Origin of the sequence: Mesotoga sp. UBA5847, assembly GCF_002432735.1 — a bacterium.
In the GTDB taxonomy this organism is placed as follows: domain Bacteria; phylum Thermotogota; class Thermotogae; order Petrotogales; family Kosmotogaceae; genus Mesotoga.
The window spans coordinates 38,193-51,501 of sequence record NZ_DJGL01000052.1 but is presented as its reverse complement, the minus strand read 5'-3'; the positions used below and the strand labels follow the sequence as shown (position 1 = coordinate 51,501).

Genomic DNA, 13,309 nt, shown 5'->3' with positions numbered 1-13,309 from the left:
TTTGAGCCAGCTTCACCCTAAATTCGAGACCTCGTATTTCTCTATGAAAAGGCTCTCGGACTTCGTCCATGAAAACTTCGGCGGAGTTTATAGGGACTTCATAGAGGTAATTGTCGAGGCAATTGTCGGCGCCAAGTACAATTTCGGCGTTGGTGTAACTCTGGATATTGACATCTCAAGCATAGCCAAGGACCTTTTGAAAGGAATAACAACCGGTATAGTATCAAAGGGTGCCGTAAGTGCGATATCGTGGGTTATGAAAAGCCTGTTTGGACTCGGTGATCAAAGCGCAGAAATGATAAGCGAGATTCTCAACCAGGTTCAGGAGATAAACGACAAGCTGGACGTGATGTCTGCAAAGCTTGATACTATTGATGCCGAAATACAGAGCATTCTCACGAAGCTTGACAAGCAGTATTACGATTCGTATGTGAGAATGGTAGATCAGAACTACTTCACTCCGATCGAAACCTGCACCAACAAGTATATGTTCATTACAACTCTCGATGCAACGACTACCACAGATATCGCCATCCAGGAACTGATGTACGATATTCAGATCAGCAAATTGGATCAGGTAATGCTTAACATCAAGAAAGTTATCGTTGGAGGAACTGCTGACACGAGTTATATGTCTCTGTTAGAGATTTTCATTACCAACGCAATGAATGCCATTAGATCGGCCAAGCTGATCGATGGAACTACAGATACCGGTTTTGGATTCTCACAGAGATGTCCTGCCGATTCGCCTGTGTTTATAGAGTACGTTCAAGCTTACATAGGTCTTTTCAAAGCTCTCACAACCCGTCAACTCCTCGCTCTGAACCTTCTGGTTGAATATGAGCACAAGCAGGGGAGTAGCCTTTCGCAGCTGCACTTGCAGAACTACAACTCGTACACCGCAGAGGAAGTTGAAGTCTTCTGGCATTGGCTGGAGACATTCGTAACATACATTGTCGGTGGCGAAGGCCTTATGTTGAACCCTGCTTATGATGCTGACAAAGCCTGGTTCTACAACGAAGCAGACAACGCAGCCCTGAAGGCTATGGGATTGGATTCCGGGATAGTCGTGAGAGTTTTCTGGAATACCGAACCCATGTCGTTACCTACAACACTGCCCAGCTTCCAGAAAACTCTAGGGATTTTGCTCCCGGCATTCAACGTGTTCAGGAATTCCGCTTCCGGCATCAAACTCACTCTGGACAAACAGGATATTCAGCTCACCGCTATTGACGAAGCATTAGAAGCGAGTGATCCACTCGGCACATATCGTCTCTTAGGATATACATATCAAGATACAGAGCAGACAGTCGAGCCAGGGGTAGTGTTGAGAAGATATGTCTTTGAAAACCTTTCAGAAGGCAAATACACGATTTCCAGGAGCACCAACAACAATGTGGTTCAGACGCCTTACGCAATAACCCTTCTTGAGAATACTCATAAGAATATCTGCAATAATCTGTTTATCGCAGAGGAATACCTAGATGAAACGAAGTATGCTTTGAACATAGGCCCGGAGACCTCATATGTCCAATCTCTAGCAATATCGGCCTACGCTCCCTCATTGAGAGTCAACAATCTGCAGAGGGAGATCATATACGGAAGAAGCACTGACCCTACTGACCCGGATCATATAGGAGTCCTGAATGTCGCGCTCAACAGATATATGAAAATCGATGACGAGGCGTACTGGCAAAAAACCTGGATTCTCTTCATTCCTACATGGGATAGTTTTGGAGTCGATCTTGTGAAGGTCAACAGCACAAACAGAACAACCTCGGGGAGATATAGTTCGTGGTTGACATTAACAAACAAAGGTGACAAAGGAACTGGGGATTCCTGGGGGTGGTCGACGGGACCAGTCACAAAAGATCACGCGGTATGGTTGCGGGCCACAACGCAGCTAAGTGACATGTGTCTCGCTCCGTATAACCTTTCTAAGTACTACACAATTGATACAAAAGACGACAAGTACAAATACCCAAGTACGACTTACTGTCTGTATCTGAATCATGATACTGCTCAGTGGGACCTATTCTTCGAGCCTGCAGGGATCAATGTTCTGGGAACTCTGTTCGGCACAGACAAACTGTACTACGGAGAGATAGTAAGGCTTAGGCATGCTTCCAGTGGCAAGTACGTTTCGTATCATCAGGTTTATACCAGTTCCACCTCTTCCTACAACTGTGGCACTGTGAACGATACCGATAAATATCAAATCAACAATTGGTGGGTGATCTATAGATAGTGTCCGACAAGAATCAAAATGATAGTATTTTGGAATGAGAATTCTGATTCACAGGAGATTCTGTTCAGGATTATTTTAAACGCTCCGGTTAGGCAATTGTTGGCCTAGTCGCTTTTGGAGATAGGGGGTTGTATCTTGTGAGGAAAGTATTACTTTCGTGGTCAATGATTTTGATGCTCGTCTTATCAGCCTTTGCATTGCAGCAGAGCCTGACATTTGATCCTGACGAAGCGAAGGAATTGGCGAACGAGGCCTATGTTTTTGCATATCCTATGCTAGAAAACTACCGAACGATGTATGTTCAGGTAACGGAAAGAGGTGGATTCAACTCACTCAATCACGTTAAGAGCCTGTTCGGTCCCCATAGCAGACTCATAGTGCGCTCAAACAACGACACACTTTATTCGTCTGCGTGGCTTGATCTAAGAAGTGAGCCCGTTGTAGTGGAGATTCCGCCAGTACCCGATCGCTACTTTTCATTCCAGTTCATAGACATGTACACTCATAACTTTGCTTACGCAGGTACTAGGGTCACCGGCTCAGATCCATTGACAATAATGATTGCGGGACCCAACTGGGAAGGAGAAGTACCTTCAGATGTTGAGAAAGTGTTCGTTAGCGAGGGGAACTTTGTCTACTGTTTAGTTAGGACAGCCGTAAATAGCGAGCTACCGGGAGATCTTGAAGAAGTATTGAAGATACAGGAGAATTATGTTCTGAGACCTTTGAGTGATTTTGCTGGCGATGTCTCACCTCCTCTTCTAGACGATTTTCTTCTTCCTTTTGACCAAGAAGCTGCTGATTCTATCGGATTCATTGCATACTTCAATTTCCTGCTTGGGCAACTAGAGATTCATCCTTCAGAGAGAGACCTAATCTATGACTTCTCGAGAATAGGAATTGGTCCGGATTATCCGTTCGATCCGTCCAGCCTGACCGAACCGGTAAGAGAAGCAATTGATTCAGGAATCGCCGAAGCTCGTGACTCTATATACAATCCAGGTTCTGTTTTGGGAACGATCAGAAATGGATGGACGATGTCCGAACGAATCTTCGGCGATAGAGAGAGAATGCAGGGAATGTATCTTGTTAGGGCTGCCGCTGCTCACATAGGACTTTTCGGAAATGATCTCGAAGAGGCCTATTACCCTAGTTGCAGGGTTGACAGCGACGGAGATCTTCTGGATGCTTCGAGATTCAATTACACGCTTTCATTTTCAAAGGAAGAGATGCCTCCGGTTGATCCCAGGGGATTCTGGTCAATAACCATGTATGACATGGATCAGATGATGGTTTCAAATTCTCTGAACAGGTTTTCAATCGGAGACAGATCTGAGTTGATCTATGAAGAAGATGGATCGCTAGTACTCTACCTGCAGCACGAATCACCCGGGACGGACAAGGAGGCGAACTGGTTACCAGCACCAGATGGACTGTTCACAATAACTATGAGGATCTACATCCCTGCAGTTGCGGGACTCGATCCTCTATACTGTCCACCCGCAGTGAAGAAGTCTCGACTTACAGACTAGAGCTAGAGTTCCCTCTTTCTCTTCATCATTACCTGTAAGTCAGCGAGTTCAACGGCACTCATACGTTGACTATTCTCTATTGCGTGAATGCCGTGTTTAGTTCTTGATGAATCTGATCTTAAGTCCTCCCTTAAGGGTCACGCAGTGGCGGAGGGTGTCTCTGAAGGAAGGAGTGCAAGTTTGATAGAGAACAATGCCGAGAGCTCCTCTTCGAGAAAAGCCATATTCGAGACTACTGAGAGTAGGGAGAGAAAGCAGATCCTCATAATATCACTGCAGATGACAGAGCAAATGGGGAGAAGAATGGTATAGACTACGGTAATCGGTCTGTTTTTGCTTCTTGGCTTTTCACAGTGCTCAGCTTGCAGCGTTTCTTGATAAGCGGATCTTTCAGAAGCAAGCGGTCCCCCACCGCTCAAGCGGTGAGCTAAAATCAGGAGTGTAGGAGTTCATAATCCAGCTTAAGTGATGGCAATTCAAGAACAAAGGAACGAGATGATCGAACAATAAAGAAGATTGGTGGGCAATGATGAGCTCTTTCTCATATCGATAGTTGGCTTCATCGATTGATTTCACATTCCTTCCACCTATTGATTTCTATAATTGTTTTAGTTTCATATGGAGGTGACAAGAATGAAAAAGATACTGGTTGTTTCGGTATTGGTGTTGATCTTCGGGGTCGTCGCTACTGCAGCTCCAAATTTCGGAAACAGAGTAGATAAAGATATTCTGAAACTGCAGCGCCAGATTCAGATTGCAAATGTGCTAAACGCAGTTGAACTTTCTCCTGAGCAGCTTCAGGAGATTTACGATCTTGCGAAATCCACTCGCGAGGAACTCGAAGGCCTCAAAGAGAGGATTACTAATACTCTTGAGAGCACTCTCGAGGAGGCAATTTCAGGTGAAATTGCTCCTCTTCCAGAAAGAGAAGCTTTTGCGACTAGAATGCAATCCATAATGGAGAATTACCTAACAGGTTTAAAATCAATAATCTCTATCAAGCAGGGTGAAAATCTTGCCGAGTACTTGCAGCAACGGGTAGCTTCGAACCGCGTAGGCACAAGCAGAGTAAATGAAATGAGAGAAAGAATTGAGGAGAAGCTTCCCGATATAGCGGAACAGATGAGACATCGTCTGGAGAATCTCCCGCCCGAAGCTCAGAAGCGATTGAAGAATCTTGATGTTCAGGAAAGAATGAAAGTTGTCAAAGAGCAAGTTTCTGAAAGAATTACCGACAGGAGACCTGAGACACTGCAGAATAATTTGCAGAACAGAATCACACCTCAAAGATTGGCCATGATTCTACTATCTGACGAGGCACTTGAAGTAATGGAGAAGATGTTAGCCAAGTAGTTGTCTTCGAAAACCGCTTACTTAAGCCGGAGAGTGAACTTGACTCCGGCTTCTTGCTTTCTTGCAAATGAATGAGAAGGATAACAGTAGTTTGGCTGCCAGTAACACTTACAGTAGTCGGGTTCATTGCGATTAAGGCCGGCGTAGTGATTACTAGTTGTCGGAGGCGAACATATTTGTAGTGAGACTACCGGCTCTTTGTAAACACCATAGCGCTCGTCAAGTATGCGAAGCCCTTCTGTCTGTTAAGAGTGAACGAAGAAAAGGTATCGACCTCAAGCAAAAGATATTCTTCGGCTTGGACTATCATTGCAGTTCAATAATGTAAAGCTAATGAGTCTTCCGGTAATGATCCCTCTGTTCCTGAAATGCATCAATTGTACTGTTTTGTCTTTTATTTAGGAAGTAGGCGAACCATCTGATTTCGGTTCTGTTATTCGTCCGACCATAAGAGCTGGTCAACTGATTGCGATAAATTTCACCTTGTCTCTTCGCGAAAGTCTTTTCTTGCTCCAGAATACTCAAGACATAGTTGTTGACAACAACATTTTTCTCGGTAAAGATGGAATTCGTTTTCTTAGATAATCCCCTGCAGATAAACCTAACGAAACGCAGGCAGCTATAGTACATCTGAAGTATTCAATGGTTGAGGTAATAAAATATGATTAATAACTTGTCTGGTGAGTAGACAACAAATCAAGTTGAGGTAGGTCAATTGGCTATGAAAGCAAGAAGACGAACCGCGACAGATGTAGTAAACAAGCTCAAGAAAATGATAGTCCTCGAGGATCTAGAGAGACTTCCAGGGGAACTCGAACTTACTGAACGATTGGGCGTAAGTCGAACCGTTGTGCGTGAAGCACTCAGGGTTCTCGAATATGAAGGCATAACCAGAACCGTTCACGGAAGCGGAACTTTTGTTCTAAAGAGAACGAAGTTAAGAATTCAGTTCAATGTCAATTTTGAGATTGAGACAGACAGCGCAAGAGATATATTTGACTTGATAGAAGTCCGAAGCACTTTAGAGAAATCTGCGATAGCTCTCGCAATATCCAATTCAAGTCAGAGTGATATTGAAGAGTTTTCTCGCTGTATGGAAAAACTTCTAGAGGCTATAAGAGACAAGCATGACCTCGCAAATACAGACGCTGCCTTCCACAAGAAGATATTTGAGATCTCTCACAATCGATTCCTCAAGGAAGTTTTCGACGTGGTCTTTGATGGACTTGAGATCTTGTGGAAGTCGCCACTTGGATTGGATACTTTCGGAGATGCCGGACTGCCTCTTCATGAGGACCTCTATGAGGCAATAGCATCCAGAGATGTTAAGGGCGCACTGAGAGTCTACGATCAGATCATCGAGATTGACAAGAAGGACATAGTTGACCTAACTGGTTATGGTCGGGAACTGCTTCATAACTGCCAGGGAGTTGATAGGAGTGACTCATATGAAGATTGATGTACTGAAGATTCTTGAAAGAGATGACAAATGGTACTTAGGAGGGGGGAACAGGCTCCTATGGGCTCCTCCATTTCCGGTGTTTCTCGATAGTCCGGGAGCATGGGATTTTCTGAGTTACTTTGACATGAGAATTGATCCAGGTTATGCGATCAGCACAATGAAGAATGGAATCCCAATCGATTTCAAGTGCGTAGACAGGACATGGAACCCGGCGGTTCTTAAGAGCAGGTTTTCGGCTGAGAATATTGAGTTGATCGAAGAGAAAGCTTTGCTAGAAGAGGACTTTCTTCTCTCAAAAGTAACGCTCAAGAACATGGGCGAGGAACCGATCGAGTTGGATGTTGTGGTTTGGACAGCCCAGCAGTGCTCTGAGAGTGATCTAGAGACAGATATAACGCATGCAGAACCTGCGAAAAACGGAATTCTCTTCGGAAAGAAACTCATCAAACCAAACAGAAGACCAATCGAGTCAGAGGTGATGTTAGCACTTGAAGCCATGGAGAACTACAACATTACCTTTTCAGAGAGAACGGCCAACATCCCGAATTTCAGATTGACTCCATTCTACGAGAAACTTAGCAAGAAAGGGCTCTTGGCCGGAATCGTCAATAATGGCATTAACAGAAACGGACTACTCTACATGGGCGTTCACAGAAGAATCACTATCGATCCGATGGACGAGTCTGTATTTGTCTGTGGTCTTGGTGCCGCGCAAAGTGGAGAAGAGGTTATTGAGAGAGGAGAAAGGCTGCTCAGTATAGATCCTGTTAAAAAGAGCACGGAAACCTGGGAACGGTATTTTGCATCGTTGCCTCAGTTTCGCGTTAGTGATCCATTCATGCAGACATATTACTACTACAGGTGGTATGGACTAAAACTGTTCACAAGCGAGGTTAGCGAGTCATTTATGAAGCATCCGGCAATTGCCGAAGGCCTCGACTACTTCAGAGCACTGATCACTTACAGCGCACAATGCCATATCCTGGAAACTCGCTGGTCCAACAGTCCGAGTATTGGTCAAGGGAGTCTGCTGAACTTCTTGGAGAATCAGAAAGAAGATGGGGCGTTCGTAGGTCATATCTATGTTAACCAGATTCAGGAGAACGGTTTCTACCACGCCGACTGGGGGAGGGCGATTCGGGATCTACATCGTGTTCACCCAGATATTGATTTCATAAGCAGGATTTATGAACCACTAAAGAAGTATCTAGCCTACTTCGATTCATCTAGAGATCAGGAGAACTCCGGACTCTATGATGTAGTCGATCAGTTCGAGACAGGACAGGAGTTTATGAGCAGATACACTGCCGTTGATCCAATGTCTGATAGGTACGGCTGGACAAATAATATAAGGCTTAAAGGCGTAGATGCAACAGTCTATGTATACAACCTCAAGAAAGCGCTCTCCTGGATGGCGGGAATTCTCGGTCTTGATGAAGAAAGCAGCCGTTTCAAATTGAGCGCCGAGAAGACGAAGAAGGCCGTTCTTGAAACAATGTGGGATCCGGATTACGAAATCTTCTCAGATGTCAATCCAGCCAATTTCAAGAGAACGGGAGTGAAGGCAGCAGTATGCTTCTATCCCTATCTAACGGATATCGTAGATGAGTCTCACATTCCAGGTCTCAAGAAGCATCTGCTCAATCCAGCAGAGTTCTGGACCGAGTTCCCAGTACCAGCAACAAGTCTAGATGATCACTCCTTCAGTCAATGGGCCGAATGGAAAGGCAAAAGACACAACTGCCCCTGGAACGGAAGAGTATGGCCAATGACAAACAGCCATATCGTAGACGTTCTAGGAATATGTGCAAGAAGATTCAAAGACCCACTCCTTCGCGAAAAGACTGTTGAGATTATCGAGAAGTTCATCAAAATGATGTTCTTTGACGGTGATCCAAGAAGACCGAATTGCTTTGAACACTATAACCCTTTCAACGGAAGGCCGAGTATCTACAGAGGTGTCGATGATTACCAGCATTCATGGATAATCGATCTTCTGATCAGATACGTTGTAGGCATTGATATTTCTGAGAATGGAATCGAATTTGATCCATTTCCCTTCGACCTTGATTTCGAGATCGATAATCTGGAGGTTGCAGGAAGGCAAGTCAGAGTTGTTTCGAATAGTGGCGCAGTTGAAATTCAGCTTGGTGGGGAAACAACTGTAATCAATTAATCACCCGCATTCTAGCGGACAGGTAATCAAAATGGAGGTGGGAGTATGCAAAAGGCAAGATATCTGAAGGGTTCTCTTGTGATTGCTCTGATTTTGCTTTCTTCACTTGTACTGGGAGCAACCAAGCTCAGAGTCACGACCTGGGCAGGCGCTGAAGAAGCAGCTCTTGACGAAACAATCATTGCCGAATTCATGAGGCTGAATCCGGAGTATGAGGTAGTCTACGAACCGGTTCCAGGCGACTATTACCAGAAAATCCTGACCGACATCGGAGCGGGAACTCCACCCGATGTCATTCTGCTTGATGCCGAGATGATTCCTGCATTTGTCGAAGGCAACTACTTGACAGACATCAATCCTTTCATCAGCAGGCTGAGCAGAGAAGGTGCAAGCGGCACCAACTTGGACGAGTATTTCCCAGTACTTGTCGACATCTTCAGATCGGGTAGGAGTCTGTACGCCCTTCCAAAGGACACGAGCCCAATTGGTATATTCTACAACAAGAAGGTCTTTGATGAACTTGGCGTGCCTTATCCTCCTCAAGATGGCTGGACAATGGAAGAATTTGCAGAGACCGCTCGTCTCTTGAGCAAGGACACTACTGGTGATGGAAAGAACGACGTTTGGGGCTTTGCTTTCCCGTCATGGGTCGGTGTTGTTGTACCACTCCTTTGGGCAGGCGGCGGAGAGGTCTTCAGCCCGGACTTCACTCAGACATCTGGTTATCTCAACAGCGATCTGAACGTGAATAATTACGGCTTCTTCATCGACCTCCTCTCAAAGGGATATGCACCTTCTCCTCAAGAGGCTAGCTCTTTGGGCGGAACTTCTGCACTCTTCTATACAGGGAAAGTGGGGATGGTTATCACAGGTAGATGGTTCAACGTGTCAATCAGAGGTCAGATTGCGAAGGGGGCTGACCTGGTTGTTGGAGCTGCACCAATACCTTACGCAAGTCCTGAAAGCAGAGCAACTGTAACCTACGCTTCCGGTTGGGCGGTCCCTGTCAACGCTCCCGACAAAGCAGGCGCGACAAAGCTTGCTGCATTTCTCTCAAGCGAATTTGCTCAAACCAAACGTTGTTTAGAAGGCGGACTAGCAATATCTGCAATAAAGGACATCGCAGAGCTACAGGCAGCTCAGGACGAACTCGACGCAGCTTTCATCAAGATGCTTGATTTTGCAAGAGTCCCGGTTGGTTCTCAGACGAAATACTATAGACCGCAGTTCGAAGACACATGGGCAGAGGCATTTGACAGGATTAACGTAGGTGGAGAGACCGTCAAGCAGGCAATGGATTGGGCTGCAGCAACAATGGACACGTATATCGAAAAGGGTGAAAACTGATTTCTTCATCTGAGGGGCAGTCTGCACTGCCCCTCGTTTTCCGGGAGGGATGGCTTTGAGGCACTACAAGATCATTGTCGGGTTACTGGTGTTTGTTGGCCTTCTGATGATATCGGCATTTGCCATTTTGGGTTTCTATGCCAGAAATGGCCTCAATGACTTCTTGGTTGAGAGTGAGGCTTCTTTGCTAAGAAGCTTCAAACTCAACTACCAAAACCTGACGGCCTACATCGACCTGGAGATGGATCCTTTGATTGAGAGGCCAGAATTAGTCACTGCCGTACTCGAGAGTTTTTCAGATGACGTTGTCTTTGCTGGCTTGTTCGATTACTCAGGCAACCTGATTGATGACTTTGGTTATTTTGCGCCGGATAGTCTATCTTCCTCTCTGTTTTTCGAAAATCTCACCTTTTCGATTGGATATCCGAAGACTGAGCTCGTCGTTTATGGTGATGAAACATACATTCAGACTGGGATACGCCTACTTGACGACAATATCCTTCTGGTTGTTCTCGACAGATTTGACGATCTTCTCGACAAAGCAAGTGAAACGTATGAAAGAGATTTCGTCGTTTACTTCGGTGACGAAAATGATTTTGCTGTTCCCAGAGATTCGCCCAGAATAGAAGACGACTTGATTCGTAGTCTCTTCAGAAAAACGATAAACAGCCAAAGACCAGAATCTGCGGAGATCTCATTTGAAGGAAGCAAAGCGTTGATAAACGCAATTGCGATCTATGATTCCGACAACTGGGATGTAATTGGATTCTTCTCAACTCTCACAACCGATGCGGATTGGGCAGACAAATACACCTCTTTGTCGCTTTTTCTGTGGATCTCTGCTCTTGCTTCATTCGCTTTTGCCGTTCTCGTCTTGCTCTCATTCTACAAGAAGGCAGCATCCCACGCCGCTCTGAATAAGCGTACTCGTATGATATTTGGGCTGACAGCATATCTGCCTGCGATCGTACTGATCGCTTCATTCGCCTTCTTTGTCTTTGGTGAAGCTCTTGGAGGGATTAGCGAAGGCGTTGGGTTGAAGAGAGCAAACGCCTGGTTCAATGATGCTGATCATTTAGTATTGAAGGGGGACCAAGGATTCTTCGTTGATTTCGTTGACACATCGAGACGAAGTACGGGAGCGAACTTCATTGTCCAGCACGAAGGCGAAGTGGTCGCCTCTAATCTGACTGCCAGAAGAATCTCGAATCTCGAGACAGTCACATCTTCTCAAGTAAATGGAATAGAAACCGGTTCTGCAAAAGTCAATGATGTGATTCACACATATGCAAGCCGGAGTATTGGCGGATACGATTTCACTGTGTTGTTCGAGGAGACTCTTAGAGAAAACTCTATCTTGTCTATTCAATTCTTCTCCATAGGAGCAATTCTAGTACTTTTGGTAATGGTAATAGTAAGCGTCTTTATAGTGACAAACATTGAGTCTCACAAACTGATAAGACGAACTTTCATAGGTTATGGTTTTCTACTGCCGGCTCTTGTCCACCTTGTCTGGTGGGCGGTCGGTCCTATGGGTTTTGCGCTGTTCCTCGCGTTCAGAAGATGGAGTATCGTTGATGCAGCTAAGCCGTTTGTTGGACTCGAGAACTTCATTGAGCTCTTCGGAGATCTGAAGTTCTGGAATGCAATGAAGAATACGGCAGTTTATTCAATTTACGTTCCAATAGGGATGTTCATTTCTCTCCTCCTGGCAATTGCCGTAAACAAGCTGGGGAAGCTATCTATTGTCTTGAGAGTTCTCTACTATCTTCCCGTTGTAACTGCAGGGGTCGCAACTACAATCGTGTGGCGCTGGATTTTCAATCGAGACTTCGGGGTCCTGAATTTCATTCTTGGCCTTGTCGGAATAAAGCCAATAGCCTGGCTTGAATCACCTCAGTTCGCACTGATATCAATGATGATAATCGGTATTTGGTCTGCTATTGGCAGTCAACTACTCATATTCCTGGCTGGGCTCCAGGGCATTCCAAAGGACTTCTATGACGCGGCTGCAGTTGATGGAGCGAGCAAACCAAGAATTTTTTGGAAGATAACGCTCCCACTGCTCAAACCGACGAGTCTCTTCGTTCTTGTCACCAGCGTCATTGGGTCATTCCAGGTCTTCACTCCAATTTATGTCTTGACCCAGGGAGGACCTCTTAGGTCAACAGATGTCGTCTTCTATCATATCTGGCAGTCTGCCTGGGTGGATATGAGAATGGGGTACGCCGCAGCACAATCCTGGATCTTGTTCCTGTTGCTGGCCGCGCTGACTCTGGTGGAGTTCAAGCTCTTTGGCAAAGAGAGCTGGCAGGCTTACTTCTAGAGAGGAGATGATGAGATGAATAACAGATTCTTCTCGATTTTCGTCAAAGTAGTAATTATGGCTTTGCTAATTCTTCTCGGACTATCCACACTACTTCCTTATATTCTCATGATCTCTTTCTCATTCATGGCAGAGTTTGAAATGTACAGACTTCCACCAAAGCTGATCCCGGATGTTCTTCGTTGGGAGAACTACGTGGAAATGTGGCAATCGCAACCATGGGGAAGATATATCTTCAACACTTTATTCATAACAATTGCAGTGCTTATTGGCCAGATAATCCTGGTAGCGATGGGCGGTTACGCTCTCTCTCGCTTACACTTCCCGGGTCGAGATTTCATGTTTAAACTATTCATTACTTTCATGCTTCTCCCTGGAGTCGTTACTCTCATTCCGGGATTCATCATCCTGCACTCGATGAACTGGGTTGATACCTATTGGGCGATGATAGTTCCAGCGCTTGGAAATATCTGGGGAATGTTCCTCATGAGACAGTATATGCTTAGCCTTCCAAGCAGCATAGAAGATGCCGCGAGAATAGATGGAGCGTCTTCCTGGCAGATATTCTGGAAAGTAATCATGCCTCTTTGCAAACCGGTGATTGCAACAGTTGGGACCTTCACTTTTCTTTCACAGTGGAGATCTTTCTTCTGGCCATTGATAGTTACGAGAAGCAAAGAGATGCGAGTTATTGAAGTCGGCGTAGCGATGTTCTCCTCTCAATACGTAACAAACTACCCTGCACAGATGGCCGCTGCAGCTCTTTCGTCTATTCCGATGATATTGGTCTATATTTTCGCCCAGAAATGGATCGTTCAGGGAATAAGACTTACATCGGGCTACGACAAGTAGCCAGTCGCTGGCA

General features: G+C 45.4%; 8 protein-coding genes. All 8 read left to right on the top strand.

Annotated features, from left to right (window positions below):
* Nucleotide 1 precedes the first annotated feature (1 nt).
* Nucleotides 2-2,248: a hypothetical protein gene (locus B3K91_RS05405; protein WP_214059719.1), complete on the top strand. Its 2,247-nt coding sequence runs from the start codon at nt 2-4 to the stop codon at nt 2,246-2,248.
* A gap of 137 nt (nt 2,249-2,385) precedes the next feature.
* Nucleotides 2,386-3,780 carry a DUF1254 domain-containing protein gene (locus B3K91_RS05400; protein ID WP_292594216.1) on the top strand — a complete coding sequence of 465 codons (1,395 nt, stop codon included), beginning with the start codon at nt 2,386-2,388 and terminating at the stop codon, nt 3,778-3,780.
* Between the two features lie 633 nt (nt 3,781-4,413).
* The gene (locus B3K91_RS05395; protein WP_214059720.1) at nt 4,414-5,133 is read left to right on the top strand and encodes a hypothetical protein; all 720 of its coding nucleotides are present in this window, start codon (nt 4,414-4,416) and stop codon (nt 5,131-5,133) included.
* Nucleotides 5,134-5,854: 721 nt separating this feature from the next.
* Complete coding sequence (locus tag B3K91_RS05390) at nt 5,855-6,592, top strand: FadR/GntR family transcriptional regulator (protein WP_181815882.1); 738 nt, start codon at nt 5,855-5,857, stop codon at nt 6,590-6,592.
* Nucleotides 6,582-8,771 carry an MGH1-like glycoside hydrolase domain-containing protein gene (locus B3K91_RS05385; protein ID WP_214059721.1) on the top strand — a complete coding sequence of 730 codons (2,190 nt, stop codon included), beginning with the start codon at nt 6,582-6,584 and terminating at the stop codon, nt 8,769-8,771. The genes B3K91_RS05390 and B3K91_RS05385 overlap by 11 nt, the downstream gene beginning before the upstream one ends.
* Nucleotides 8,772-8,816: 45 nt before the next feature.
* Nucleotides 8,817-10,118: an ABC transporter substrate-binding protein gene (locus tag B3K91_RS05380; RefSeq protein ID WP_214059722.1), complete on the top strand. Its 1,302-nt coding sequence runs from the start codon at nt 8,817-8,819 to the stop codon at nt 10,116-10,118.
* 55 nt (nt 10,119-10,173) lie between these two features.
* Nucleotides 10,174-12,444: a carbohydrate ABC transporter permease gene (locus B3K91_RS05375; RefSeq protein WP_214059723.1), complete on the top strand. Its 2,271-nt coding sequence runs from the start codon at nt 10,174-10,176 to the stop codon at nt 12,442-12,444.
* Between the two features lie 15 nt (nt 12,445-12,459).
* The gene (locus tag B3K91_RS05370; RefSeq protein ID WP_102818726.1) at nt 12,460-13,296 is read left to right on the top strand and encodes a carbohydrate ABC transporter permease; all 837 of its coding nucleotides are present in this window, start codon (nt 12,460-12,462) and stop codon (nt 13,294-13,296) included.
* Nucleotides 13,297-13,309 lie beyond the last annotated feature (13 nt).